Source organism: Halomonas sp. McD50-4 (assembly GCF_022348135.1).
Lineage (GTDB): Bacteria > Pseudomonadota > Gammaproteobacteria > Pseudomonadales > Halomonadaceae > Vreelandella > Vreelandella piezotolerans.
Genome location: NZ_JAKRFG010000006.1, coordinates 150,825 through 177,764 on the forward strand (window position 1 = coordinate 150,825; position 26,940 = coordinate 177,764).

A 26,940-nucleotide genomic window follows, 5' to 3' on the forward strand; every position below is an offset into this window, starting at 1 on the left:
TGTTAAGCAAATTATCTTGATAACGCTTATCTTTAAAATCGATATAGCCCTTCGCCGCTCACTCGACAGAGAGGTTTTGGTCATGCATTACACCCTGCGGCAGCTAGAGGTCTTCGTGGCCGTTGCCCAGCACGAGAGCGTTTCCCACGCGGCGCGTGCGCTGGCCATGTCGCAATCGGCCACCAGTACGGCGCTGGCCGAGCTGGAGCGCCAGTTCGACTGCCAGCTGCTCGACCGCATTGGGAAACGGCTGAAACTCAACGCGCTCGGCTTTCAGCTACTGCCCAAGGCGGTGGCGCTGCTGGACCGCGCCGAGGAGGTCGAAGAGTTGCTGCGGGGCCAACAGGGCGTGGGAGCTTTGGACGTGGGGGCCACGCTCACCATCGGCAACTATCTCGCCACGCTGCTGATCAGCGATTTCATGCAGCGCTATCCCGGCAGTCGAGTTCGGCTGGCGGTGCGCAACACGCGGCATATCATCGAAGGCGTGCGCCAGCACTCGTTGGATTTAGGGCTGATCGAGGGGCAGTGCGATGACGACATGATCATCAGCCAGCCCTGGGTCGAGGATGAGCTGTGCGTGTTCTGCTCGCCGCGTCACCCGCTGGCGGGACGCGAGCACCTGGAGCTGGATCAACTGCTGCGCGAAGACTGGATCATGCGCGAGGAGGGCTCGGGGACACGCATGACGCTGGAGCATGCCGCCCGCCACCGCCGCAGCCGGTTCAATACCCTGCTGGAGCTGGAGCATACCGAGGGCATCAAGCGCGCGGTGGAATCGGGGCTGGGCATTGGCTGCGTTTCGCGGCTGGCGCTGCGCGATGCCTTCCGGCGCGGCAGCCTGGTGCCGCTGCCCACGCCGGAGTTGGATTTAAAACGCCAGTTCACGTTCATCTGGCATCGTCACAAGTACCTGACCACCGGCGTGCGCGAGTTTTTACGTCTCTGTCGCGAAATGACCGCCGGGGCCAAGCGCAGCGACGATATCCCGCTGCCGCCGATTCCCTAGCGGCTAAACCTTGGCCTCGTCAGGGCTTGGCAGCGTCTGGGCCGGTTGCTGTGATGCTTCTAGCGTAAAGCCTCCCACCAGCGCGGCCAGCCTGTCCGCCTGGTATTTGAGCTGCTCCGCTGCGGTGGTGGACTCTTGCACTAGAGCGGCGTTTTGCTGGGTCATTTGGTCCAGATCGCTCACCGCGATGCTGACTTGATTGATGCCATCGTTTTGCTCACCGGCGGCGGTGCTGATATCGCCGAGCATGTGGGTGACGCGCGTCACGCTATCGGCCAGCTCGTGCATGGCGGCCTCGGCATCGCGTACTAGTTGCGTGCCGCTTTCGACCTTGTCGGCAGACGCATCGATGCGCTGGCGGATATCCTTAGAGGCGTCGCTGCTGCGCGAGGCCAGCTTGCGCACTTCATCGGCCACCACGGCAAAGCCGCGCCCGTGCTCGCCAGCTCGCGCAGCTTCCACTGAGGCGTTGAGCGCTAGCAGGTTGGTTTGAAAGGCAATGCCGTCGATCACGCTGACGATGCTTTGAATCTCTGCCGAGGTCGCACGGATGTCATCCATGGTCGAGACTACCTCAACAAACGCTTTGTCGGTACGGGAAGCTAGCTGCGAGGCGGTGTTGGACAGCCCGCTGGCCTCTTGGGAAGCGTGGGTGGTGTGGCTGACGGTGCTGCTGATCTCTTCCATCGCTGCCGACGTTTCTTGCAGGCTGGCAGCGGCTTGCTCGGTGCGCCGTGAGAGGTCATGGCCGCCCTGGGTGATCTCGCTGGCCGCGTGGTTCACGGCCTCACTGCTGCGCCGCACGTCCAGAAGGATGGCCTGAATTTTTTCGGCAAAGGCGTTGAACTGCTCGGCCACGGCGGCGCTTTCATCGCGGCCATGCACGGGCAGGCGCTGAGTGAGATCGCCATTTCCAGAGGCGATCTCTTCCATTCTGTTCGCTAAGCGCTTGAGCGGTCGGGCAATGCGGCCACCAATCCACCACAGTGCGGCGATGCCGATGGCTGCCACTAGCAGCCCCACCAGCGTCATGCCCAGGGTGTTTTGCTGGCGCTGGTCGCTCAAAACGTTCTGTAGCGCGTTGAGTTCGGCGAGCACGACGGACTCGGGCAACTGTAGTACCAGCACCCATGGCTGTTCGGTATCGCCAATGGTCAGCGGCTGGTAACGCTGAAACATGCCGTTGGCCATGCTGCTGTAGAGGCTGCCTTGTGTCGTGGCTTCGGCAATGCCGTCAAGCGCCGTGTCGCTCAGTGCGTTGCTGGCAGGCAGGCCCAGGGCCTCTTCACCGTGGGTGTCCGCCACCAAGCCGCCGCGCCCGGCAACCAGCGCCATCCGGCCTGCGCCGTCATATAGCGCGGCGTTAGCGTCGCTCAGCAGCGTTTGGATGAAGTTCAGCGAGAGGTCGACCCCAGCCACGCCGCGAAATTCGCCATTCACCAAAATCGGTGCGTTAAACGAGGAGACCAGCTGTGTCTCGCCGTCGTAATCGTAGGCGGCTGGGTCGATCACACAGGGGGCGAGCGTTTCGCGCGGGCAAAGGTAGTACTCTCCCTCTCGCACGCCGCTGGCTAGGCGGGTGTCGCTCTCCATGGTGTCACCCAGTGGCAAGACGTCGAGCGAGCCATCCCCGGTGCGGTACCACCAGGGCATGAAGCGGCCGCTGCCATCGTGGCCGTAGCGCTCGTCGCCAGCAAAGCGGGCATCGTCACCAAAGGCGTTGGGCTCCCAGCCGATGAAGGCATCCAATAGCGCCGGGTTGTCAGCCACCGTTTGCCGCACCAAATTGGAGAGCTGACGGCGGCTCAGATAGAGCGCGCGCTGGCCTTCGGCATCTTCCACGCCCATGAGGGCGTTGGTGGTGGCGAGCTGGCTGGCCAACGTCATGGCCTTGTCCAGCTCGCGTTGAATCCGCTCCCCTTCTGCTTGGGCAATGGCATCGAGTCGCGCGTCCAGTGCGCTTTGCATGAGCGTTTGGGTGTGCTCTTCGACGGTTTGTTGGGTGCGGGCGGCCGCGATGAGGTTATAAACCACCAGCGCGGCAACAACGGCGAGCAGGCAAGGGCCTGCCAACGCCAAAACGAGAGAGCGAAGGGAGCGAAAGTGCATAGAAGCGCGGTCCTGTTTCAGCAAACGGCGAAAGAGCCTATCGGGTGCCATCTTCGAATCAGTAGAACAAAGATTCATGGCTAACGCGTGACATGGCCGCCTCCGCAGACGTGAGGGCGGAAGCGGCCATGAGTGACTAACGGTTAGAAACTCTCTGTAGTGCGCGGTAGGCGATCCTGCGGCGCTTGTAGCGTGGGTGATGCCGCTTTAGAAAGTTTGAAACTGCTGATCGTGCCGGTTAGGTGATCCGCTTGCTCTTTCAACTGCTCGGCGGCGGTGGTTGACTCTTCGACCATGGCGGCGTTCTCTTGGGTCATCCGGTCCAGTTCGGCGACCGCAATATTGACCTGTTTGATGCCGTCGCTCTGCTCGCTGGTGGCCGCGTTGATCTCTTCCAGGACGTCGGTGACGCGGGTGATATGTGCGACGATATCCTGCATGGTGCTGCCAGCATTACGCACCAAGGAGGTGCCGTTATTCACCTTGGCTTGGGAGTCCTCGATCAATTGCTGGATATCGCTGGCTGCATCGCTACTACGGCCTGCCAATTTGCGCACTTCATCCGCCACGACGGCAAAACCGCGACCGTGTTCGCCTGCGCGGGCGGCTTCGACCGAGGCGTTGAGGGCCAGCAGGTTGGTCTGGAAGGCGATGCTGTTCATCAGCGTGACGATCTCGCCAATCTTATGGGAGGCGTTGGAGATGTCTTCCATGGTGGTGACTACGTTCGACACGACCTGCCCACCCTCTTTGGCGACTTCGGTGGCCGCGTGGGAAAGCTTGTTGGCTTCCTGGGCCGAGGCCGCCGTATGCGCCACGGTGCTGGTGATCTCTTCGACTGACGCCGAGGTCTGCTGCAGGCTCGAAGCGGCGTTATCGGTGCGGCGGGAAAGATCTTGTCCACCCATGGCAATCTCGTTGGCGGCGTGGTGCACCGATTCGCTGCTGGTACGCACGTCGATCAAGACTGCTTCCATCTTGCCCACGAAGCGATTGAAAGCACTGGCGATTTGGGCGACTTCGTCGGTGCCTTCTTCCGGCAAGCGCTGAGTCAGGTCCCCTTCACCCGAGGCGATGTTATCCATCGCATTGCGGACGCCTAGTAGACGACGCAGCAGCAGTGACAGCAGCATGCCAAACACGACGGCCGTGATGGCCGCAACGATCAGCAGCGTCACGATGGACGTTGTCGCAATGGCGCGTAGACCTGCCGTGGCTTCTGCGTCATCCAGCGCCACGACCAACTGCCAACCGCTGTTGCCACCTACACTGCTGCCCATCAGGAGTTTGTCGTTGCCTTGTAGGGTGAGCGGTTGCGGGGTGTCCGCTTGCACGATGCGTGTCAGGTCGGAAGGGGTGAGCGCATCGCTAAGCGCGCTTGCAGGCTCCAGCGTCAGTGACGCGTCGGGGTGGGCGACCAGAGTGCCGTCGCTCGTCGTTAGAAAGCCGAAACTGGATGGGGTCGGCGCGATACTAGCGACGATATCGATGACGTCGGCAATCGTGATGTCGGCGCCTACCACGGCGGTGAGGTCACCATTCTGATAGAAAGGCCGAGCGAAGGTCACGATCAAACCGCCTGTTTGCGCATCGACATAAGGGGCAGTAATGATGGTGTCCTGTGCGCTCACGGCACCTTGGTACCAAGGGCGCTGGCGCGGGTCATAATCGCTGGGAGGTTGCCAGCCGTCTGAGAAAATCCCTTCTGAGGTAGACGGGTACGCGATGTAGGCGGTCATAAAGTCGCCAGAGTCGGCTAGCTGCCGCAGCGCTTGTAGCGGTGCCTCGCTACCAACGGCATGCTCCATGCTGGCCAGCATCGTAAAGCGAGCGTTGAACCATTCGTTAATGGCCTGTGTGTTTCCATTCACAACAGCGCTGAGATTGCGGTTTACCTGTTCACTATTATGATGCTTAACGGTGGTGTAGCTGGCAATACCATTGGCCGTCAAAGCCAACACGATAGCCATGAGGGCCGCCAGAAGGATGCGTGTACGTAGGGAGGAAAACATGGTCGCTCTCGGGATCATCAGGATTCATGATGGGTATCGGCGAGAGCGACGCTGTCTTTAGCAAAAAGCAGGAAAATAGTAAGTAAGTGCTAACTGCGTTGACTAACGCAAATCGCTGACCGCCTGTTGGATGTCGGCCAACGAGGCCTTGCTAAAATCTTTCGATAGCGTATGCGTGACCAGCTTTTGCGTGGGATTATCGAGTTTTTCTTTGAGCAGACCCAAGAACTTGGGAGGCGCGACCATGATCAGCTTCTCCATGCGGTTGTCTACCCGGGCAGCATAGAGTCGCTGGGCGACTTCTTTGGCAAATAGCTCGTTTTCATGTTGAGAGGCTGCGCCCTCTTCGCCAGAGGAGCGTGATGACGTCGACGTCGACTCGTGGACGTCGGCACCGCGACGGTCCGTGATCAAGTCGCCTTCATGCAGTCTGCCTGCGGCGTGTACCAAGCTCTCCTGCTCGGCGAGATGGAGCGCATCACGGGTGAAGATACGTGCGCGTGCGGCATCGGCTACCACGATATAGGTGGTCATTGTCATACGTCCTCCATGTCGTTGATTACCCTTTAACCATGGCAAGCGTTTAGGGTTTGGTCAAACGCCTGCCCATTTGCCCCAAGGCCCGTTAAAGTACCTTACTGCGCAGCAGGCTGGTCACCGCTTCGCCGAGCAGTACCAGCACGATAATGGCGATGAGAATGGTCGCCACGGTTGGCCAGGCAAAGGTATCGATCGCGCCTTGCAGAATGACCCCAATGCCCCCTGCGCCTACCAAGCCCAATACCGTGGATTCACGAATGTTGATATCCCAGCGCAGCACCACGATGGCAAAAAAGGCAGGCATCACCTGGGGCACGATGGCGTAGGCCACGACTTTCGCTTTCGATGCTCCCGTCGCCTCCATGGCTTCCACGGGGCGGCGGTCGATCTCTTCGATGGCTTCGCCCATGAGTTTGCCGATAAAACCAATGGAACGAAAGACGATGGCCAGAATGCCCGCCAGCACGCCGGGCCCAAAAATGGCCACGAACAGCAGGGCCCAGATGATCGTATTCACCGAGCGGCTAGAGACCAAAATGAAACGGCCTAACCACAGGCAAGCGCGGTTAGGTGTGGTGTTTTGGGCCGCCATGTAGGCAACAGGTAAGGCTAGAAAAATCGTCAGGAACGTCGCCAGCGTGGCGATATGCACGGTTTCCATGAGCGCATTGAGAATACCGCTGAGTCCGACCGCGCTTGGCGGCCACATGCGCGCCCCGAGGTTCGATATTTGGTTGGGAGCATCCCACACCCAGGGCCAAAAAATATCGATATCACGCACGGCCCAAAACACCAGCATCAGCGTGGCGAGCAGGGCGGCGTAACGGATCAGCCGCTCTTTGCGGTCGTAACGCTGCCAAATACGGTCAGCGAGTAGCTGTTCGCGATCTACCATATTTTTTTCCTCACCCAGCCGCTGATCCCTTCGCTGAGCAGAATCACCGCGATAATGACCAGTAAGATGGCAAACGCAAAGTCGTAATCGTAGCGCCCAAAGGCATTCATCAAGGTGCCACCAATGCCGCCTGCACCGACGATGCCCACGACGGCAGAAGCACGCAGATTACTATCGAGCTGGTACATGGACAGACCGACTTGGCGTGGCAGAATTTGTGGGAACACCGCATAAAACAGCGTAACGAGATAGCCAGCCCCGGTCGAACGCATGGCCTCTACTTGGCCCCAGTCGATCTCCTCTATCTCTTCAGCGAGCAGCTTACCGACAAAGCCAATGGAGTAGAGTGTCAGCGTGAGTATTCCCGCCAGCGGGCCAAATCCCACGGCGGCAACGAACAGGATGGCGACAATCACGGGGTGAAAGCTACGCGAAATAATGATGATGCTGCGCCCTAACAGGTAAACAGGCAGCGGCGCGATATTACGGGCAGCCATCACCGCAAATGGAATCGAGAGCAACACCCCTAATAGCGTGGCGAGAATGGCAATTTGAAAGCTCTCTTTAAACCCGGTGAGCAGTAGCTCATAGCGCTCTAGGTTCGGCGGAAAACCGCCGCTAAAAATGCGCGCCGCGCGGGGGAGACCCTCCGAAATACGTTCCCAGTTAAAGGGCAGCGAGCCAAACGCCCACACCAGATACCCTACTGTCATCACGAGTAATCCGTAGCGCAGCAGTGGGTTGGCGATAAACGGTGGCTTTTTCCAGGCTCTAGGCGTGGGCGGGTTAGACGGCGTCATGGCGTGCCCCCTCCACGGCGGTGCCCGGCGTCTCGGTGATGGCATCGTCCGGCGCTTCGATGCCGCCATAAATGGCGTCCAACGCGTCTTTATTGAAATCCCCAGGCTGGCCGTCAAAAATCATCTTGCCGTGACGCAGGCCCACGATGCGCTCGGTATAGGTTTTGGCTTGGGCGACGTTATGGATGTTGATCAATACCGGCAGCGACAGCTCGTTCGCCAGGCTCTGTAGCAGCATCATGATTTGCTCGGAGGTGCGCGGGTCCAGCGAGGCGGTGGGTTCATCTGCCAGCAACACGTCCGGCTCTTGCATCAAAGCACGTACAACGCCCACCCGCTGGCGCTCGCCACCAGACAGCTCGTCTGCGCGCTTGTTAGCGTAGTGGGCAATGCCTACGCGTTCCATGAGCACAAACGCACGCTCGATATCGGCGGGTGGGTAGCGGCGTGAAATGGCTTGGTAAAAGCTGACGTAGCCTAGCCGCCCTGCCAGCACGTTCTCCATCACGGTTAACCGATCAAGTAAGTTGAATCCTTGAAACACCATGCCAATTTTACGGCGTGCCCGGCGCAGTTCGGCCCCTTTCAGGTTCACAAGTTCGGTGCCATTGAGTTTGATTGAGCCAGAGGTGGGCTCTACCAAGCGATTGATACAGCGCAACATGGTGCTTTTACCGGCGCCGGAGGCACCTACGATAGACACCACGCTGTTGCCCTCCACCTTCAAATCGAGGCCTTTCAGCACGGCCTCGCTGTGGCCATATCGTTTGACCAAATTCGTGATTTCCAGCATGTGTCCGCATCCATCGAAAGACGAAGAACCGCGCCGCGACAAGCGGCGCAGCACGCGTTACTCCAGGTTGTCAGGCGTGTAGGTCACGCCATTGGCGGCCTGAATGGTGCGAATCACCTGCCAGTTGTCTTTGTAGGTGATGGGGATGAACTTCTCGACGCCTTCGAATTCGTCACCTAGCTCGGTGCCCACGAAATCGAAAGTAAAAAACGCTTCTTCGATTTTCTCTACTAGGTCAGGATGTAGGTTATAAGCGTAGTTATACGAGGTAGTGGGGAAGCGATCGGATTCGTAGATCAGTCGAACATCGTCGGTATCGTAAAGGCCACGCGCGGCCATGCGCTCGACGACTTCAGAGGCGACCGGAGCAGCATCGTAATCTCTGGCTACCACGCCCAGCATGGATTGATCGTGGCTACCGGAGTAAACCACCTCGTAATCCTTTTCCGGCGTGATGCCCAGCTCGGGCAGGAGCGCTCTCGGCGCTAAGTTGCCCGAGTTCGAAGTGGGCGAGGTATGCGCCACGCGCTTCCCTTTCAAGTCTTCCAGCGTCTCGATGTCCGAGTCGACGTGGGTAAATAGCTGCAGGGTGTAACCGAACTGGCCGTCATCAGAGCCCATCAGCGCAAAGGGCACGGCACCGGCTAGGTTGACCGCAAACGGCGTTGGGCCAGTAGAGAACCCCGCGATATGAAGACGACCGCTGCGCATGGCTTCTACCTGGGCGGCATTCGACTGCACCGCAAAGAAGCGCACATCGCGCCCGGTGACGTCCGATAAGTGGTCGATAAAGGGCTGCCAGATATCGGAATAAATGGCGGGATCTTCCACTGGGGTATAGGCAAAAATCAGCGTGTCGGGGTTGGCCCATTCCGACTCATCGGCCGGGCGGTCGGCGACCATGTCACCATTTTCATCGCAGTAAAGGGTGTCCAAGTCGCCCCGCTCGCATTCGGCGTAGGCAGGGCTGGAGAGTAACGCAAGGGGAAGTAGCGAGATAGCCGTGAGCATGGCAAGCGGACGCTTGCGCAGATGTAGCGTTTTCATAGTCAGCCTCTTACGTGCATTATTGTTGTCGCGTATGCCCACTGCTGCGTCGCAAGTGTGTGCTTCGATCAGCGTCTGTTTCGCAAATGGACATTTAAAAGCGCAGATGTTTATTTTTCGAAAACGAGCATCTTCAATCTAGGGTTTGTTACAAAGATATGTCAAACACTTTCCTGACCCCCTCCTACCATTGGCGAAACCGCTATCTGCTGATGCGCCATGGCCATAGCCAGGCCAACGCTCAGGGGAAAATCATCAGCTCTCCGGAGCAGGGCCTGGCGAACTACGGGTTATCAGAGCAGGGTGAACAGCAACTCGCCGAAGCGCTGGCGCAGTGGTCCTGGCCGGTGCCGACACAGATCGTGCATTCGGACTTTTTACGTACGACACACACCGCCGCCCGAGTGGCCGCCGCGTTTGGGGTGGGAATGCAGCAAGAGGCGGGCTTGAGGGAGCGCCACTTTGGCGAATTGGAGGGGCAGGCGGATAGCCACTACCCAGACGTGTGGGCCTTCGATGCCAAGAGCGCCGAGCATACCCAGTGGCAGGTAGAGCCGGTTAGCCGAGTAGCAGCACGGATGTGTGCCGTGCTGGAAGCCTTGGAGCAGCGCTTTACTAACGAAACGGTGCTGATCGTCAGCCACGGCGATCCGCTACAAATTCTGCTCACGGCGCTGGCGGGCAAGCCGCTGACACAGCATCGGGAGCAGCCTGCGCTGCTACCCGCCAGCATTACCCTCGTCGGCGGTTAAGCACCCTCTTTGGGAGGAATCCAGGCGATCATATCCACCTCCACATCCGCGCCGCCCGCAAGCCCAGTCACGCCAATGCAGGTGCGGGTGGGCAGCGGCTTGTCGAAATAGCTGGCGTAGACCCGGTTCACTTCATCGAAGTGCCCCATATTGGTGATGAACACCCGCGACTGCACCACGTACTCGAAGCGGCTGCCCACCTCTTCCAGTACGATGGCCAGGTTCTGCATCACCCGGTGCGTTTGTTCGGTAAAGGTGCCTAGCAGCATCTCATTGGTTTCCGGCACCGTGGGCATCTGGCCGGTGATGAACACCAAATCCCCCACGCGGCAGGCGTGTGAAAACGGCGCAATGGGTTGCGGTGCACGATCGATAAATAGCTTTTCCATGATGACTCGCTCGTTGTGGTGTTGTGGCGTAGAAAACCCATAAAAATGGGCCTCATAGGAGGCCCAGGTTCAGCACTGTGGGGCGCTGTAAGCTGACTTAATGCCCCAGAATCTGGCTCAAGAAGAGCTGGGTACGCTCGGACTGCGGGTTGTTGAAGAACGGCTCCGGCGCGTTCTCTTCGATGATTTGTCCTTGGTCCATGAAGATCACGCGGTCGGCCACGGTCTTGGCGAAGCCCATTTCATGGGTCACGCAGAGCATGGTCATACCCTCTTCGGCCAGTTCGATCATCACGTCCAGTACTTCCTTGATCATCTCCGGGTCGAGGGCCGAGGTGGGCTCATCGAACAGCATCACGTCCGGATGCATGCACAGCGAGCGGGCAATCGCTACCCGCTGCTGCTGGCCGCCGGAGAGCTGGCCGGGATACTTCTTGGCCTGCTCGGCAATACGCACCCGCTCCAGATACTGCATGGCCATGGCTTCGGCCTCTTTGCGGGGCTTCTTCTGTACCCACATTGGCGCGATACAGCAGTTTTCCAGCACCGTGAGGTGAGGGAACAGGTTGAAATGCTGGAATACCATGCCGACGCTGCGGCGAATCTGCTCGATGCGTTTGACGTCTTGGGTCAGCGGTACGCCACCCACCACGATCTCGCCTTTTTGGTGCTCTTCTAGGTGATTGATGCAGCGGATCATGGTGGATTTGCCCGAGCCAGAAGGCCCGCAAATGACGATCCGCTCGCCGCGTTTCACTTCCAGGTAGATATCCCGCAGCACGTGGAAATCGCCGTACCACTTGTTCACGCCGCGCATTTCGACCATTAGGTCAGAGGGGCTGGTGCCAGGGGTGTTGGTCGCTGCTTGAGTCATGTCACTATCCTGCTAAAAAATCGTTGATAAAAGCGGCGTTAGCGCTTGTGGCCGGTATGCAGCTTGCGTTCTAGGTACTGGCTGTAGCGCGACATGCTGAAACAGAAGATCCAGAACATGAAGGCGGCAAACACGTAACCTTCCAACGAGAAGCCGAGCCAGCGTGAGTCGGCTAGAGCCGCTTGCACGATCCCCAAGAGGTCGAAGAGGCCGATGATCATGACCAGGGTGGTATCTTTGAACAGCGAAATGAACGTATTCACGATGCCTGGAATCATCATCTTCAACGCCTGGGGAAGGATGATCAGCCCCATGCGTTTCCAGTAGGTCATGCCGAGAGCCGCTGCCGCCTCTTCCTGGCCTTTAGGGATGGCCTGTAAGCCCCCGCGAATGACCTCCGCCATGTAGGCGCTTTGGAACAGCGTCAAGCCGATCAAAGCGCGCACCAGGCGGTCGACGCTCATATCCGAAGGAAGGAACAGCGGCAACATCACCGAGGCCATGAACAGCACGGTGATCAGCGGTACGCCGCGCCAGAATTCGATAAATACCACGCAAAAGCTTTTGACGATCGGCATGTTCGAGCGACGTCCCAACGCCAGTACGATGCCGATCGGTAGCGCGCCTACCATGCCCACAGTGGCCAGCAGCAGCGTTAGCATCAGGCCGCCCCAGCGGTGCGTAGGCACCTGGGGAAGGTCGAAGTAGCCGCCGTAAAGCAGTACGAACGAGATAATGGGGAATGCCACCAGCGCAAAGATGGCCACCCAGCGCTTGAAAGGCAGCTTGGGAATCGCCAGCCAGCCAATCAGCGTAAAGAACATGGCGAACACGATATTGGCGCGCCAGATCTCTGAACTGGGATATAGGCCATAAATAAACTGCGTCAAACGTGCGTTGATGAAGACCCAGCAAGCGCCTTCCCGTGAGCAGTCGTCGCGTGTGGTGCCTACCCAATCGGCGTTGATGAACGCCCACTGCACGGTAGGCACGACGAGCAGATAGAGGATATAGAGGCCGATTAACGTGAAGATCGTATTGATCGGCCCGTTGAATAGGTTCGTTCGCAGCCAAGCAATCGCGCCAACGGAGTTGCTGGGCGCTGGCCGCTGTTCGATCATCGTTTGATTATGAATCATGTGTGGCTCCTCGCCTCAGCCTAGCGTTCAACCAGCGCCACGCGGGCGTTGAACCAGTTCATGAACATCGACACCAGCAGGCTGATCGTCAGATACACCGCCATGGTCATCGCGATGACCTCGATGGCCTGGCCCGTCTGATTCAGCGTGGTGCCTGCAAACACCGACACGAGGTCCGGATAGCCAATGGCCGTGGCCAGCGACGAGTTTTTGATCAAATTCAGGTATTGGCTGGTGAGCGGGGGGATGATGACCCGCAATGCCTGAGGAATGATGACGAGGCGCAGCACCAGGTTGCGCGGCAGACTCAGTGCCTGCGCCGCTTCGGTTTGGCCATGTGAAATGGCCTGAATACCGGAGCGCACGATCTCGGCAATGAACGACGCCGTGTAGATCGAGAGTGCGAACCACAGCGCCAGAAACTCAGGAATCACCGTGATGCCGCCGCGGAAGTTGAAGCCACGCAGCTCGGGCATTTCCCAAGTAATGGGTACGCCAGTGGCCAACATGACCAACAGGGGCAGCCCAAAGATCAGTACAAAGGAGATCCAGTAAGCGGGAATTCGCTGCCCCGTGGCTTCCTGACGGCGTTTTGCCCATATCACCAGCGCAATACTGGCCGCGATGGCGATCACGAAGGTGACAGGAATCAGCCCGAAGCCCGATTCGAACAGCGGCTCAGGTAGATAAAGCCCGCGTACGTTAAGAAACACGGCCTCGCCGAACGCGAGGCTTTCTCGAGCGCTGGGGAGCGCCCGCAGCACGGCAAAGTACCAAAAGAAAATCTGCAGCAGCAGCGGAATGTTACGAAAGGTTTCGATATACGCGGCGGCTAGCTTGGCGATCAGCCAGTTGGGCGATAGACGAGCGATACCGACGATAAAGCCAATGATGGTGGCGGCAATAACGCCCAACCCACCCACCAGCAGCGTATTCAGCAGGCCAACGAAGAAGGTGCGGCCATAGGTGCTTTGGGAAGAGTAGTCGATCAGACTCTGAACGATCCCAAAACCGGCGGTATTACTCAGGAAGCCAAAACCTGTGGTGATACCCCGTGAGGAGAGGTTGTCTTGCACGTTGCCGACGATATAGAACAGAAAAGCGATGACAGCGGCAATCAGCAGACATTGAAAGATGAGCGCACGTTTGGCGCGGTCTCGCCAGAACGGTGGCTTTTGGCCAACGGGGCGAGCGTTAGGTCTTACGGACATGGGTGGCGTCTCCGCGATACGGAAGGTCAATCAAATGGCCCGCCATGACCAAAAAGGGTGGCGGGCCGGGGTCAAGCGAGACGCTTAGCGAATCGGCGGTGCGTACTGGAAGCCGCCTTGGTTCCACAGGGCGTTGACACCGCGTTCGATTTCCAGCGGTGAACCCATACCTACGTTGCGCTCGAAGCTTTCACCGTAGTTACCCACTTGGCTCAGGATGTTATAGGCCCAGTCGGCGTCAAGACCCATGCCTTCACCATAGTTGCCGTCCTGGCCGAGTAGACGCGCTACGTCCGGGTTATCGGAGCTGAGCATCTCTTCTGCGTTCTCGCTGGTCACGCCGTACTCTTCACCGTTGATCATGGCGAACAGCGACCACTTCACGATGTTGAACCACAGATCGTCCCCCTGACGTACGACCGGGCCCAGCGGCTCTTTGGAAATGACGTCGGGCAGAATCATCGCGCCCGACGGGTCGTCGAGCTGAATGCGCAGGGCCGCCAGCTGAGAAGTGTCAGACGTCAGAACGTCACAGCGGCCAGCCTGGAAGCCACCTACGGTTTGCTCGGAGGTATCGAAAACGATGGGGTCGAACTCCATTCCGTTGGCACGGAAGTAATCAGCCAGGTTCAGCTCGGTAGTGGTGCCTGATTGAATACAAATCGCCGCGCCATCCAGCTCGGCCGCGCTGGTGATACCCAGGTCGCGAGAGACCATGAAGCCCTGGCCGTCGTAGAAGTTAACGCCGGTGAAGTTCAGACCCAGGGTAGTGTCGCGGGTCGTGGTCCAGGTGGTGTTACGAGACAGAACGTCCACTTCGCCGGACTGCAGCGCGGTGAAACGCTCGACGGCGTTCAAAGAGATGTAGTTGACGGCATCGGCGTCGCCCAGTACCGCAGCGGCCACGGCACGGCATACGTCAACGTCGAGGCCCTGCCAGTTACCGTTATCGTCCGGGGCGGAAAAACCTGGCAGGCCGTCGCTGACGCCACACTGTACGGCACCACGTTCGCGGGTATCTTCCAGCGTATCGGCTTGGGCGGTCGCCACGCCCGCAAGAGAGATGGCGCCTGCGGAGGCCAGAAGTACCAGGTGTTTCTTATTGATCATGTTGTGTTCCCCTTCCTCGATTTAGTGTCGTTATGCATGGTGATGCATCACTAAAAGCTAGCAAGGAAGGTGCCAAAAAAGATATGTCGTCAAATTCAGCGCTTTTCAACGTAAAATCAGCGAATTTAACGAAGGTCTTGGTGCAAAAAAGTGCGCCAGCGGCTACGCACTGCGCCTTTTTGGTGCGCAGCCGCTGGCGAGTGACCGAGCGCACTAGCGAATGGGCGGCGCGTACTGAATGCCCCCATCTTTCCACAGGGCATTCAGGCCACGGGCAATGTTGAAGTCGGAGTGGGTGCCCACGTTGCGTTCATAAATATCCGCATAGTTACCGACCTGTTTGACGATTTGGTAAGCCCAATCTGATTGTAGGCCCATGGCCTCACCAAAATCACCGTCTTGCCCAAGCAGGCGCATCACATCGGGATTTTCTGAGCTTAGCTGCTCATCCACGTTGGCTTGGCTGACGCCCAGCTCTTCGGCATTCAGCATGGCAAACAGTGACCACTTCACGATGTTGAACCACTGATCATCGCCTTGGCGTACGGCGGGGCCTAGCGGCTCTTTAGAGATGATTTCCGGTAGGACGACGGCCATGTTGGGATCGGCCAGTTGAATGCGCTGGGCGTAGAGCTGCGAGGCATCCGAACTCAAGACGTCGCAGCGGCCTGCTTCGAAGCCCGCAATCGACTGCTCGGGTGAATCGAACACCACCGCATCGTAGGTCATGTCGTTGATACGGAAGTAGTCGGAAAGATTGAGTTCGCTGGTAGTGCCCGACTGCGTACACACCGCCGCGCCATCCAGCTCTTGCGCGCTCTGCACGCCCAAGTCGCTGGCCACCATGAAGGCTTGGCCGTCGTAGTAGCTCACACCGGTAAAGTGCATGCCCAGTGTGGTGTCGCGGCTAGACGTCCAGGTGGTGGTGCGAGAAAGGACATCTACTTCACCTGATTGCAACGCGGCAAAGCGCTCCACCGAATCCAACGGCACGAAGTTGACCTTGCTGGCATCACCCAGCGCGGCGGCCGCCACGGCACGGCACACATCGGTATCCAGACCGCGATACTCGTCGTTATCGTCTAAGGACGAAAAGCCGGGCTGAGCCGCGTTGACGCCGCAGCGCACGCTGTCGCGCTCTTGCACCGTTTGTAGCGTATCGGCCATGGCCGTGGGTACCCATAGGGCGGGCGCTAACAGGGTGACTCCCCATCCAAACCAACGCGTGGTGTTCATTTGTTATTCCTTAACGTGGCGCGCACGATGATTGGCGCATAAAAAAGCCGGGCAGAGCCCGGCCAGATACCTAGCGTAGCTGCCCGCTTATGCGAAGGCTTTACGCATAAAGGGCGGCAGCGCCAGGGCACCCCGGTGGGCATCTACTGTGTAGTACTGTAGCGGCATTTCATGATCGGCGGCAGCCTCTTCGCGGAAGCTTTCAACGCTGGTCGCTTTACCGGCCAACGTCACGCTCCACCAACCCGAGGGATACACCGGTTGGGGGAAGGGTAGCGTGGCGACGCTATCGAAGCCTGCTTCGCGCATGTCGTTGCGCAGTTCGCGGATGATCGAACCGCTATGATAAAGCGGCGATTCGCTCTGCTGTACCATCACCCCGCCGCTTTTCAGAATACGGTGGCAGCGTTTCAAGAAGTCGGTCTTGAACAGGCCTTCGGCAGGGCCGACCGGATCGGTGGAGTCGATGATCAGCACGTCGATGCTCTCGTCGGCGGCGTCGTCGACCCACTTCACGCCGTCGGCAAACAGCAGCTCGGCGCGGGGGTCGCCGTTGGCTTCCACCAGCGACGGGAAAAAGCGCTCAGCCGCCTTGGTCACTTCTTCATCAATATCGATCTGGGTGACCTTCTCGACGCCCGGATGGCGCAACACTTCTTTCAAGGTGCCGCAGTCGCCGCCGCCAATGATCACCACCCGCTTGGGGTCTTGATGGGTGAACAGCGCCGGGTGGGCAATCATTTCGTGATACAGGAAATTATCGCGATCGGTCAGCATCACGCAGCCATCCAGCACCATCAGGTGGCCGTAGGTCTCCGTGGCGTAGACTTCCAGGTGTTGGTAGGGGCTCTGTACATCCAGCAGTTTTTCGGTGACTTTCAGCGAGAAAGCGCTGCCATGGCTATCGAAGACTTCGGTAAACCACTGGTCGTCGCGTAGGTCGCTCATTACTTGGCTCCTGGGCATTGATCGTTCGTTTGGGTCGGAATGCCCTGATGGTACTGCGGGCTTAGGTCGTGCAGCGCCTCCATGAAGGCGGTGACGTGATCGGGGTTGGTGAACTGGCTGATGCCGTGGCCCAAGTTGAATACATGACCCGGACCGTGGCCGTAACTTTCCAGCACGCGTGCCACTTCGGCGCGAATGGCCGAGGGGCGGGCAAACAGCACGTTGGGGTCCAGGTTGCCCTGCAGGGCGACTTTATGGCCCACGCGTGCACGAGCATCGGATAGCTCGGTCGACCAGTCGATGCCTAGGGCATCGGCACCGGCACAGGCGATATGCTCCAACCACTGTCCGCCGTTTTTGGTGAACAGGATCACCGGCACGTGGCGGCCGTCATGCTCGCGGATCAACCCGGAGACGATCTGCTCCATATAGCGCAGCGAGAACTCTAGATACGCCGGCGTGGAGAGCGCGCCACCCCAGGTGTCGAAAATCTGTACGGCCTGAGCGCCCGCACGAATCTGCGCATTCAGATAGTCGGTGACCGCCTGCGCCAGGGTATCCAGTAGCTGGTGCATGGTGTCCGGCGTGTCGTACAGCATGGTTTTCAGATGACGGAAATCCTTGCTGGAGCCGCCCTCGACCATATACGTCGCCAGCGTCCAAGGGCTGCCGGAGAAGCCGATCAGCGGCATGCGGCCATTCAGCTCGCGGCGGATAGTGGACACCGCGCGCATCACGTAGTCCAAATCGCGCTCGGCGTTCGGCACGGTCAGTGCCGCTACTTCTTCCGGCGTGCGCACGGTCTTCTTGAATTTGGGGCCTTCGCCGGTTTCGAAGTAGAGGCCCAGCCCCATGGCGTCGGGGATGGTCAAAATGTCCGAGAACAGAATCGCGGCGTCGAGCGGGTAGCGCTCCAGCGGCTGAAGGGTGACTTCGCAAGCCAGGTCATGATTGCGGCACAGGTCCATGAAACTACCCGCGTCGGCGCGGCTGGCGCGGTACTCCGGCAGGTAGCGTCCTGCTTGACGCATCATCCACACCGGAGTGCGGTCAACGGGCTGGCGAGCCAGCGCGCGAAGAAAACGGTCGTTTTGCAAAGGTGTGGTGGTCATAAACACTTGCTCTTGAGAAATTTGCCCGCATTGTAAGGGAGTCATTCTACCTGAAGATAGGAATTGTACGTGAAGATCGCCGGGGATGGCGGCGCAAACCGTGGCCAACATCGTCGTACCCTGCGAAGACCGTGAGGCCCGCGCGGCTTCCTGATAAACTGTCCGCCCACTTCGCCAACACTGGTGTGGTTAACTGGTTTGGTTAATCAGCGAGGAAACCTGTGACCATTCGCTTCATTGCTGCCTCTCGGCTGCCCACTCCCTGGGCCACATTCACTATGCATGGCTTCGAAGACGACGCCACGGGTAAGGACCACATCGCCTTGACGTTGGGCGATGTGAGCGGCGGCGAGCCGGTACTAGGGCGCGTACACTCCGAGTGCTTGACGGGCGATGCGCTGTTTTCCATGCGCTGCGACTGCGGCTACCAGCTGCAAGAAGCGCTGAAGCGCATCGCCGAAGAGGGGCGCGGCGTGCTGCTCTACTTGCGTCAGGAGGGGCGGGGTATTGGGCTGCTCAATAAAATCCGTGCCTATCATCTGCAAGACCAGGGGGCCGATACCGTAGAGGCCAATGAGCAACTCGGTTTCGGTGCCGACATGCGCCGCTACGACCTCTGCGTCCCGATGCTCGACCACTTGGGCATCACCGCGCTTAAGCTGATGACCAACAACCCTCGTAAGGTGGATGCGTTGAGTCGCGATGGGGTAAACGTCGTCGAGCGGCTGTCGATCACCACTGGCTTGAATCCCCACAACGAGCAGTATCTTTCCACCAAGGCGGGAAAGCTTGGCCATATGATGGCGCTGGACGACTTTACCCAAGCCAGCGATGTGGATATCGAGCGCAAAGGCTAAGTAGCTAACCTTTATTGATCGCGTTTTTAATCTAAGTTGCCCGTTAAAAGCGCGTTTTTCTTCGAACGTGCAATAACCTGCTTTTCTTAACTTTGGTTGTTGGGTGTCTGAGCTATGGTGATACGTAGCAGGACGCTATATGCACCTTAGTCAGGAGAAGCCGTCATGAAAGCATTGTGCTGGCACGGTAAGAACGATGTTCGTTACGACACCGTGCCCGACCCCGCAATCGAACATCCCCGCGACGCCATTATCAATGTGAGTAGCTGCGCCATCTGCGGCTCTGATTTGCACCTTTACGACCATTATATGCCCGGTATGTCCTGTGGCGATGTCCTCGGCCACGAGTTCATGGGCGAGGTGATGGAGGTGGGCAGCGAGACGAAAAACCTCAAGGTAGGCGACCGGGTGGTGGTGCCTTTCACCATTTTTTGTGGCGAATGCGAGCAGTGTCAGCGCGGTAACTACTCGGTTTGCGAACGCTCCAATCGTAACAAGTCTCTGGCAGATAAAGTCTTTGGCCATGGCGGTGCTGGACTATTTGGCTACTCTCAACTCACTGGCGGCTATGCAGGCGGCCAAGCCGAGTTTGTGCGGGTGCCCTTCGCCGAAACCACCCACATTAAAGTGCCCGATACGCTCACCGATGAGCAGGTGCTGTTTCTAGGCGATATCTTTCCCACCGGCTGGCAGGCCGCCGTGCAGTGTGACATTCAGCCCACCGATACCGTCGTGATCTGGGGCGCAGGCCCGGTTGGTCAGTTCTGCGTTCGCAGTGCGGTACTGTTGGGCGCCAAGCAGGTCGTGGTCATTGATAACGTGCCCGAGCGACTCTCGATGGCTGCTGCCGGCGGTGCGATTCCGCTCAATTTTGCCCACGAGAGCGTACTCGGCCGATTGCAGGAGCTGACTCACGGTAAAGGGCCTGAAAAGTGCATCGACGCGGTGGGGCTAGAAGCCCACGCCACGCGCTCGCTGGACTCGGTCTACGACCGGGTAAAGCAGGCCATGTGGTTAGAAACCGACCGCGCTCACGTGTTACGTGAAATGATCTACGTCTGCCGTCCGGCCGGTATTCTATCCATTCCCGGGGTGTATGGCGGGTTGGTCGATAAAATTCCTATGGGGGCACTGATGAACAAAGGCCTCACCGTGCGCACCGGGCAAACCCACGTCAACCGCTGGACGGACGATCTGTTACGGCGTATCGACGAGGGACAAATCGATCCTTCGTTTGTGATTACCCACGCGGTGGATTTGGCCCAGGGGCCTGAAATGTATCAAACCTTTCGAGATAAACAGGATGGCTGCGTCAAAGTCATACTGAAACCGTGATGCTACCCAGGGAGGAGTGCATGAACACACCGATGAAACGCCATTCCCGCTCATCAACACGCTCGATGTCACCAGCGGACAAGCTGGCCAGAGGTTTGGGGTGGTTAAGCCTAGGGATGGGGTTGTATCAGTTAGTGGCGCCGCGTCGGCTAGGCCGAGCGCTGGGAATGCCGCAGCGGCACAATAAAATACGCGCGTGCGGTGCCCGCGGAGTCGTCAGCGGCATCGGCGCGCTGTCTGATAATCCGACCCGCGCGATATGGAGCCGCGTGGTGGGGGATGTGCTCGACTTTTCAGCGCTTACGTTTGCCTTGAAGCGTCACCCGTCGCATAAAGAGAACCTTTATTTGGCACTCACCGCCGTAGGCGTGCTGACGATAGTGGATTATGGCTGCGCCAAAGCGCTGAGCCAACGCCATGCCTATCAAGGCGGTATCACCCCAGATTATAGCCAGCGAAGTGGTTTTCCGGGGGGCTTGAAGAGTGCCTGGGGTGCCGCCCGCGCCGAAGAGGGTCAGGCGCAGTTGCCACCCCGGCTTCCTGCGCCTCATGCGTGATTATTGGTTCGCTTGCGCCGCTGCTTGCTCTTTTTCGGCGGCGCGGGCAAGCGCTGGGCGATTGGCGTGGCGGGCGCGATAGGCCACCAGCGGCTCCGGCAAGCGATGTTTCATGCTTGTGGCCCAAGTGAGCGTGTGCGTTAAGAACAGATCCGCCAACGTGAAGGTATCGCCCACCAGATTTTCCTGGCCACGATAGCGGCGCTCGAGCGCGAGCAGGGCTCGCTGGAATTCCCAAGCGGCGGTGGGTAGCACTGAAGGGACGCGCTTGTCTTGAGGCAGGGCGAATTTGTGCTTGGCTTGCAGCCACAGTGGCTGCTCGATCTCGGTAACGATGAAACTAAGCCACTGGTCGACCTGTGCGCGTTCGGTCTCGTGCTGTGGCAGCAGTTGCCCCTCGCCATATCGCTCGGCGAGGTAGCGGCAGATGGGGGCTGACTCGAATAGCGTTAGCTCCCCGTCTTCCAGTACCGGTACTTTGCCATCCGGATGGCGGGCGAGATGCTCGGTGCTTTGCCCTTCGCCTTTATCCAGCGCAACGTGGTGGCACTGGTATGGCAGACCCAGCTCTTCAAGCGTCCAGGCGGCTCGTAAAGAGCGGGAGTTGGGAAAGCTGTATAGCGAGATCATTCGTCGGCTCCAGGCAGTACCGTGAAGCTTTCAATGTAGCGACTCCCTTGCCGTCTGTCACGGACCGACTATTGGCCGCGGGCTGCGCGGATACGTTCGTAAGCGTTGCCGATTTCGCTAGTGCGTGCCTGGGCGACGTCGCGCATGCTCTCCGGCAGCCCTTTGCCGGCCAGTTTGTCCGGATGGTTTTGGCTCATCAGGCGACGATACGCTTTCTTGATCTCGGCGTCGCTGGCATCTTCCGATACCCCAAGCACGCGGTAGGCATCTTTCAACGCCTCCTCGCTGGCGCCTTGAGAATTGGCCGCCGCACCGTGCAGCATGGCTTCGATTTGCTGCACCTCGGCATCGCTACAGCCAACGCCGCGAGCCACACGCAGTATCATCTCGTGCTCGGCAGGGTGCAGCACGCCATCGGCGGCAATGGCGCTCAATTGAACCTGCAAAAAGACTTGACGAAGTACCGGCTGGCGCTGGGTCAGGCGGTTGACCTTGGCCAGCTCCGCTTCCAGATCGAAATCATCGGCGCGGCCACGCTCGAAGGCCGCGCGCGCTTTGGCGCGGTGTTCACCCTGCAAACGCATCTGATCGAAGAGCTTTTCGGTCACGCCGAGCTCGCCTTCGGTAACCTTGCCGTCCGCTTGGCACAGGCAGCCCATCACCGAAAAGATCGACTCCAAAAAGCCTTCTTGAAGCTGCATGCGAGCTGCGTGCAAGCGACGACTAATGCGCCGTCCCAGCCACCAACCTAGGCCCCCACCCACCAGGAGGCCAATGGGGCCCCCGATGGCGAGGCCAATCAAACCAAACACAATGATTAGAAATAACATAGAGATCTCGATAGTTTATATTCACGTGGGGTGCGCATGAACGTTACGGCAGCCGGGCACGAATGGCGCGCTCGATACCTTCCGCGTCCAGGCCACAGTCGCGCAGTAGCTCGGCGGGCGTGCCGTGCTCTACGAAGGCATCTGGCAGGCCTAGGTTAAGGACTTCCACTTGAACGCCTTCGGCGTTGAGCAGCTCGTTGACTGCGCTGCCTGCACCGCCCGCAACGACGTTCTCTTCCAAGGTGACCAGCAGCTCATGTTCGTCCGCCGCGTGAAGCACCGCGTCGCGGTCCAGCGGCTTTACGGAACGCATGTTGATATGGGTGGCATTGAGCTTCTCAGCCACGTCGGCGGCGGCACTGTTCACGCTGCCAAAGGCCAGCAGCGCGATGCGCACGCCGTCGCTGGTGCTCTCGCGACGCACCTGGGCCTCGCCAATCGCCAGCGGCTCTAGGTGCTCTGGAATGACGGCCCCAGGACCGGTGCCGCGGGGGTAGCGCACGGCGGCTGGTCCAGGATGGTAGTAGGCGGCGCTGAGCATGGCGCGGCATTCGGCTTCATCGGCAGGCGCCAGAATCACCATGCCCGGCACGCAGCGCAGAAACGAAAGATCCATGCTGCCGTGGTGGGTGGGGCCGTCTTCGCCCACGAGACCTGCACGGTCGATAGCGAACGTCACGTCCAGATGTTGCACCGCCACGTCATGAATCAGCTGGTCGTAACCGCGCTGCAGAAAGGTGGAATAGATCGCCACCACCGGTTTCATACCTTCACAGGCCATCCCTGCGGCGAGAGTCACCGCGTGCTGCTCGGCGATCGCCACGTCAAAGTAACGCTGGGGATACGTTTGCGAGAAGCGTATCAAGTCCGAGCCCTCACCCATGGCAGGTGTAATGCCCATCAGGCGTGGGTCGGCGGCGGCCATATCGCACAGCCAGTCGCCGAACACGTTGCAGTACTTTTTCTTGGGGGCGTTCTTCGGCGCGCTGGGGCTGGCCGGTTTGCTCACCAGCGGGGCGCTCACGGTTGCGCTGGTTTTTTCCAGCTTCGTGATCGCATGGTAGCCAATCTGGTCCGCTTCGGCGGGCAGGAAGCCTTTCCCTTTGACCGTTTTGATATGCAGAAACTGCGGCCCTTTCTGGTCGCGCAGGTTACGCAGCGTTTGGGTCAGCGCTTCCAAGTCGTGACCGTCGATGGGGCCGACATAGTGAAAGCCCATCTCTTCGAATAGCGTGGCGGGACTGACCATGCCTTTCATGTGCTCTTCGGTACGTTTGGCAAGCTCCAGCGCGCCGGGCAGGTGCGAGAGCACCTTTTTGCCCTCTTCGCGCATTTTGAGGTAGGGCTTGCTGGAGAGCACCCGAGCAAGGTAGGTGGCAATGCCGCCGACGTTTTCGGAAATCGACATTTCGTTGTCATTGAGCACGACCAACAGATTGGCATTGACGTGGCCTGCGTGAGCCAGCGCTTCGAACGCCATTCCCGCGGTCAGCGCGCCGTCGCCAATGATGGCGCATACCTTGCGCGGGTCTCGCTGCGCTTGGGCGGCCAGAGCCATGCCTAGCGCGGCAGAAATCGAGGTGCTGGAGTGGCCCACGCCAAAGGTGTCGTACTCGGACTCGGCTCGACGTGGAAATGCCGCCAAGCCGCCGTGCTGGCGAATGCTGAGCATGGCATCGCGCCGCCCAGTGAGGATTTTATGCGGGTAGGCCTGATGGCCCACGTCCCATACCAAGCGGTCTTTCGGTGTGTGAAAGGCGTGATGCAGCGCGACGCTGAGCTCGACAACGCCTAGCCCGGCACCAAAGTGGCCGCCGGTAACGCCGACACTGTAGAGCAAGTAGGCACGCAGCTCGTCGGCGAGCTGGGCGAGCTGCTTGGCGTTCATGGCCCGCAGCGCGGCGGGGTGGTCAAAGGAGTCGAGCAGTGGCGTCGCCGGGCGCTCGCGGGGTATCTCGTCGAACAGCTTCATAGGCATCGTTAGTGGTCGCGCTCGATCATATAGTGGGCAAGGTCGGCCAGGGGTGCGGCCTGCTCGCCTAGCGGGGCGAGGGCGGCAATGGCCTCGTCAATAAGCGTGTTCGCTTTACGCTGCGCCCCTTCCAGACCCAGCAAGCTGGGATAAGTAGGTTTGGCGCGGGCAGCGTCAGCGCCGGACATTTTGCCCAGCGTGGCGGTGTCACCCGTCACATCCAGGATGTCGTCATGAATCTGGAAGGCTAGCCCAATGGCGCGGGCGTAGCGAATCAGCGCCGCCAGGCGCGGATCGTGGTCATCCACGGCGACGAGCCCCCCTAGCCGGACGGCAGCGACGATCAGCGCGCCGGTTTTATGGGCATGCATGTGGGCCATGGCCTCGGCATCCGGGTGGCCGCCCACGGCGGCCAGATCCAGCGCTTGCCCCGCCACCATACCGTCACGGCCCGAGGCGACTGCCAGGGTAGTGACTAGTTGGCTCAGGCGAGGAGATGGGCGACTCGCGAGCACTTCGAATGCCAGCGCTTGCAGGGCATCGCCCGCCAAAATGGCGGTGGCCTCATCAAAGGCTTTGTGCACCGTGGGCTGACCGCGCCGCAAGTCGTCATCGTCCATGGCAGGCAGGTCGTCGTGAATCAGCGAGTAGGCGTGAATCAGTTCGATGGCGGCCGCTGGCGCGTCAAGGTCGTCGTCGCTCGCCCCGAGGGCTTGGCCCGCTAAATAGACCAGCAGTGGACGTAGGCGCTTACCACCGACCAGCAGGCCGTGGCGCATGGCGGCTTCCAGGCGCGCATCGACGGCGGGGCGAGCGTCGAACAGAGCGGCAAGCGTCGCGTCGACACGGCGGCTGCTGGCGTGGCGCAGCGTGGTAAGCCGGGAAGCTTGAGCCGTTACCATGGCGGCGTCTCCTCGCTGTCATCGCCTGCTTCCGAGGTGCTGGCAAAGGGAGCGACGTCGAGTTTGCCGTCGGCATCTTCGCTCAGCGCCCGGACCTTCAGCTCGGCGCTGTCGAGCCGCTGCTGGGCGTCGCGGGTGAGTCGTACGCCTTGCTCGAAGGCGGTCAGCGCATCTTCCAATGAGAGTTCGCCGGACTCCAGGCGTTCCACAATGGTCTCGAGTTGGGCCACCGTTGCGGCAAAATCGTGTGGGGGTGTCGTGTCGCTCATCGGGCAGTGCCTACCGTTTTCCGGGCGCCCTAGTGTCCGCCAGGGCGACGAGTGTGGCTGCGTGCTGTCAAATAAACGCACAGTATACACCGAGGCGAGGGGGCGGCGTCTGCCCTCACCATGGGTTGATTGATCGACTTGCGCTGCGTTCATCTTGAAAGCGCACACTTTTCATCACACCAGGCCGCCGAGAGCGCCAGCGGCTGTGCTACCATATGCGCCTCCCGTGAACCGATACACGGCGCATGCCGCCGACCATAGAGGTTGATTCAGCCATGGCCAAAACGTCCCTGGAAAAGAGCAAGATCAAGATCCTGCTACTCGAGGGCGTCCACCAAAGCGCGGTGGACAATTTTCACAACGCCGGTTACGAGAACATCGAGCTTCTGCCGACCTCGCTGGATGAAGAGGCGCTGATCGAGAAGATTCGCGATGTTCACTTCATCGGTATCCGCTCCCGCACGCAGTTGACTGAGCGCGTGTTCGAGGCGGCCGAGAAGCTGGTGAGTGTGGGCTGTTTCTGTATCGGTACCAACCAGGTCGACCTGGATGCGGCGCTCAAGCGCGGTATCGCGGTCTTCAACGCGCCGTACTCCAACACACGCTCGGTGGCTGAGCTGGTGCTGGCCGAAGCGATCATGCTGCTGCGCGGTATCCCCGAAAAGAATGCCCGTGCTCACCAGGGGGGCTGGTTGAAATCGGCGAAAAACTCCCACGAGGCGCGTGGCAAAACCCTCGGTATCGTGGGGTATGGCAGCATTGGCGCGCAGCTCTCCGTATTGGCCGAATCCTTGGGCTTCAACGTCATTTACTACGACGTGATTACCAAGTTGGGTATGGGGAACGCTAATCAGGTAGGCAGCCTGGAAGAGCTACTCGGCCGCGCTGACGTGGTCAGCTTGCACGTGCCGGACTTGGCCTCGACCCGCTGGATGATCGGTGCCAAAGAGATCGCGGCCATGAAGGACGGAGCGATTCTGATCAACGCCGCCCGCGGCAGCGTAGTTGAGATCGAGCCGCTTGCCGAGGCGATCAAAGCGGGCAAACTCAATGGCGCGGCCATCGATGTCTTCCCAGTCGAGCCGAAGGGCAACGACGAAGAGTTCCAAAGCCCGCTGCGTGGCCTGCACAACGTGATTCTGACGCCACACATCGGTGGTTCGACGTTGGAGGCTCAGGAGAATATCGGTATCGAAGTCTCCGAGAAGCTCATCACTTACTCGGACAACGGTACCACGGTCACCTCGGTCAACTTCCCCGAAGTGGCGTTGCCCGCCCATCCGGACAAGCACCGTCTGCTGCACATTCACGACAACGTGCCCGGCGTGCTTTCTCAGATCAACCGCGTGTTGTCGGAAAACGGCATCAATATTTCGGGCCAGTATCTGCAGACCAACGATAAGGTCGGCTACGTGGTCATCGATGTCGATAAAGCCTACGGCCCGCAGGCGCTGGAAGCGCTGAAGGAAGTGGAACACACGCTGAAGATTCGTGTGCTCTACTCGGCGCAAAATAGCTAAGCAAGCAAAATAGCTAAGTAAATAGTGAGTTAGCGCTTGTCACCAAAACGGCCCCGCAGGGGCCGTTTTGCGTTTCATCAATGACCTAACAA

At 59.4% G+C, this 26,940-nt stretch carries 26 protein-coding genes; 6 read left to right on the forward strand and 20 right to left on the reverse strand.

What is annotated here, in order from left to right; translation table 11 throughout:
• Positions 1-82 precede the first annotated feature (82 nt).
• A complete protein-coding gene (locus tag MHM85_RS09590; protein ID WP_044629892.1) occupies positions 83-1,009 on the forward strand; it encodes a LysR family transcriptional regulator in 927 nt (308 codons plus the stop codon).
• Between the two features lie 3 nt (positions 1,010-1,012).
• Here the strand turns inward: MHM85_RS09590 and MHM85_RS09595 are convergent, their stop codons facing one another.
• From MHM85_RS09595 to phnD, 7 genes are all read right to left on the reverse strand, one after another.
• Entirely contained in the window at positions 1,013-3,118 is a 2,106-nt protein-coding gene (locus MHM85_RS09595; protein ID WP_239285795.1) for a methyl-accepting chemotaxis protein, read from the reverse strand.
• Positions 3,119-3,261: 143 nt separating this feature from the next.
• Positions 3,262-5,130 (reverse strand): methyl-accepting chemotaxis protein, encoded by a 1,869-nt coding sequence (locus MHM85_RS09600; protein WP_139526005.1) that lies wholly within the window; start codon positions 5,128-5,130, stop codon positions 3,262-3,264.
• A 102-nt stretch (positions 5,131-5,232) separates the two neighbouring features.
• The gene (locus MHM85_RS09605; protein ID WP_139526245.1) at positions 5,233-5,664 is read right to left on the reverse strand and encodes a host attachment protein; all 432 of its coding nucleotides are present in this window, start codon (positions 5,662-5,664) and stop codon (positions 5,233-5,235) included.
• A 91-nt stretch (positions 5,665-5,755) separates the two neighbouring features.
• The gene (phnE, locus tag MHM85_RS09610) at positions 5,756-6,565 is read right to left on the reverse strand and encodes a phosphonate ABC transporter, permease protein PhnE (protein ID WP_139526004.1); all 810 of its coding nucleotides are present in this window, start codon (positions 6,563-6,565) and stop codon (positions 5,756-5,758) included.
• Entirely contained in the window at positions 6,559-7,365 is an 807-nt protein-coding gene (gene phnE, locus MHM85_RS09615; RefSeq protein ID WP_139526003.1) for a phosphonate ABC transporter, permease protein PhnE, read from the reverse strand. The genes phnE (MHM85_RS09610) and phnE (MHM85_RS09615) overlap by 7 nt, the downstream gene beginning before the upstream one ends.
• A complete protein-coding gene (phnC, locus tag MHM85_RS09620) occupies positions 7,352-8,158 on the reverse strand; it encodes a phosphonate ABC transporter ATP-binding protein (protein ID WP_139526002.1) in 807 nt (268 codons plus the stop codon). Before phnC ends, phnE (MHM85_RS09615) begins: the two co-directional genes overlap by 14 nt.
• Positions 8,159-8,215: 57 nt before the next feature.
• Complete coding sequence (phnD, locus tag MHM85_RS09625) at positions 8,216-9,205, reverse strand: phosphate/phosphite/phosphonate ABC transporter substrate-binding protein (RefSeq protein ID WP_139526001.1); 990 nt, start codon at positions 9,203-9,205, stop codon at positions 8,216-8,218.
• 158 nt (positions 9,206-9,363) lie between these two features.
• On the opposite strand from phnD, the gene MHM85_RS09630 reads away from it, so the two are divergent.
• Positions 9,364-9,957 (forward strand): histidine phosphatase family protein, encoded by a 594-nt coding sequence (locus tag MHM85_RS09630; protein WP_139526000.1) that lies wholly within the window; start codon positions 9,364-9,366, stop codon positions 9,955-9,957.
• Here the strand turns inward: MHM85_RS09630 and MHM85_RS09635 are convergent.
• The 8 genes from MHM85_RS09635 to hemE all read right to left on the reverse strand — a co-directional run bounded on the left by MHM85_RS09635 (position 9,954) and on the right by hemE (position 17,976).
• Positions 9,954-10,346, reverse strand: coding sequence for a Rid family detoxifying hydrolase (locus MHM85_RS09635; RefSeq protein WP_139525999.1), 393 nt, complete (start codon positions 10,344-10,346; stop codon positions 9,954-9,956). The genes MHM85_RS09630 and MHM85_RS09635 overlap by 4 nt on opposite strands.
• A 97-nt stretch (positions 10,347-10,443) precedes the next feature.
• A complete protein-coding gene (locus MHM85_RS09640; protein WP_269202181.1) occupies positions 10,444-11,220 on the reverse strand; it encodes an amino acid ABC transporter ATP-binding protein in 777 nt (258 codons plus the stop codon).
• 38 nt (positions 11,221-11,258) lie between these two features.
• Positions 11,259-12,359 (reverse strand): amino acid ABC transporter permease, encoded by a 1,101-nt coding sequence (locus MHM85_RS09645; RefSeq protein ID WP_139525998.1) that lies wholly within the window; start codon positions 12,357-12,359, stop codon positions 11,259-11,261.
• A gap of 20 nt (positions 12,360-12,379) precedes the next feature.
• The gene (locus MHM85_RS09650; protein WP_139525997.1) at positions 12,380-13,570 is read right to left on the reverse strand and encodes an amino acid ABC transporter permease; all 1,191 of its coding nucleotides are present in this window, start codon (positions 13,568-13,570) and stop codon (positions 12,380-12,382) included.
• Between the two features lie 84 nt (positions 13,571-13,654).
• Positions 13,655-14,680: an amino acid ABC transporter substrate-binding protein gene (locus tag MHM85_RS09655; RefSeq protein WP_139525996.1), complete on the reverse strand. Its 1,026-nt coding sequence runs from the start codon at positions 14,678-14,680 to the stop codon at positions 13,655-13,657.
• Between the two features lie 213 nt (positions 14,681-14,893).
• Entirely contained in the window at positions 14,894-15,916 is a 1,023-nt protein-coding gene (locus MHM85_RS09660; RefSeq protein WP_139525995.1) for an amino acid ABC transporter substrate-binding protein, read from the reverse strand.
• Positions 15,917-16,003: 87 nt separating this feature from the next.
• Entirely contained in the window at positions 16,004-16,864 is an 861-nt protein-coding gene (gene speE / locus MHM85_RS09665) for a polyamine aminopropyltransferase (protein ID WP_139525994.1), read from the reverse strand.
• Positions 16,864-17,976, reverse strand: coding sequence for a uroporphyrinogen decarboxylase (gene hemE, locus MHM85_RS09670; RefSeq protein ID WP_139525993.1), 1,113 nt, complete (start codon positions 17,974-17,976; stop codon positions 16,864-16,866). The genes speE and hemE overlap by 1 nt, the downstream gene beginning before the upstream one ends.
• A gap of 221 nt (positions 17,977-18,197) precedes the next feature.
• On the opposite strand from hemE, the gene ribA reads away from it, so the two are divergent.
• The 3 genes from ribA (at position 18,198) to MHM85_RS09685 (ending at position 20,725) form a co-directional block, all read left to right on the forward strand.
• Positions 18,198-18,833, forward strand: a complete 636-nt coding sequence (ribA, locus tag MHM85_RS09675) for a GTP cyclohydrolase II (protein WP_139525992.1) — start codon at positions 18,198-18,200, stop codon at positions 18,831-18,833.
• A gap of 165 nt (positions 18,834-18,998) precedes the next feature.
• Positions 18,999-20,168 (forward strand): zinc-dependent alcohol dehydrogenase, encoded by a 1,170-nt coding sequence (locus MHM85_RS09680; RefSeq protein ID WP_239285797.1) that lies wholly within the window; start codon positions 18,999-19,001, stop codon positions 20,166-20,168.
• 20 nt (positions 20,169-20,188) lie between these two features.
• Positions 20,189-20,725 carry a hypothetical protein gene (locus MHM85_RS09685; RefSeq protein WP_231125645.1) on the forward strand — a complete coding sequence of 179 codons (537 nt, stop codon included), beginning with the start codon at positions 20,189-20,191 and terminating at the stop codon, positions 20,723-20,725.
• On the opposite strand, the gene MHM85_RS09690 is transcribed toward MHM85_RS09685, so the two are convergent.
• From MHM85_RS09690 to MHM85_RS09710, 5 genes are all read right to left on the reverse strand, one after another.
• Complete coding sequence (locus MHM85_RS09690) at positions 20,726-21,355, reverse strand: glutathione S-transferase family protein (protein ID WP_139525990.1); 630 nt, start codon at positions 21,353-21,355, stop codon at positions 20,726-20,728.
• A 68-nt stretch (positions 21,356-21,423) separates the two neighbouring features.
• Positions 21,424-22,185: a co-chaperone DjlA gene (gene djlA / locus MHM85_RS09695; RefSeq protein WP_139525989.1), complete on the reverse strand. Its 762-nt coding sequence runs from the start codon at positions 22,183-22,185 to the stop codon at positions 21,424-21,426.
• Positions 22,186-22,228: 43 nt separating this feature from the next.
• Positions 22,229-24,163 carry a 1-deoxy-D-xylulose-5-phosphate synthase gene (gene dxs, locus MHM85_RS09700; protein WP_139525988.1) on the reverse strand — a complete coding sequence of 645 codons (1,935 nt, stop codon included), beginning with the start codon at positions 24,161-24,163 and terminating at the stop codon, positions 22,229-22,231.
• A gap of 2 nt (positions 24,164-24,165) precedes the next feature.
• Positions 24,166-25,059 (reverse strand): (2E,6E)-farnesyl diphosphate synthase, encoded by an 894-nt coding sequence (gene ispA / locus MHM85_RS09705; protein WP_139525987.1) that lies wholly within the window; start codon positions 25,057-25,059, stop codon positions 24,166-24,168.
• Positions 25,053-25,328, reverse strand: coding sequence for an exodeoxyribonuclease VII small subunit (locus MHM85_RS09710; RefSeq protein WP_139525986.1), 276 nt, complete (start codon positions 25,326-25,328; stop codon positions 25,053-25,055). Before MHM85_RS09710 ends, ispA begins: the two co-directional genes overlap by 7 nt.
• A 275-nt stretch (positions 25,329-25,603) precedes the next feature.
• Between MHM85_RS09710 and serA the strand changes: the two genes are divergently transcribed.
• Positions 25,604-26,848, forward strand: a complete 1,245-nt coding sequence (gene serA / locus MHM85_RS09715; protein WP_139525985.1) for a phosphoglycerate dehydrogenase — start codon at positions 25,604-25,606, stop codon at positions 26,846-26,848.
• Positions 26,849-26,940: the final 92 nt, after the last annotated feature.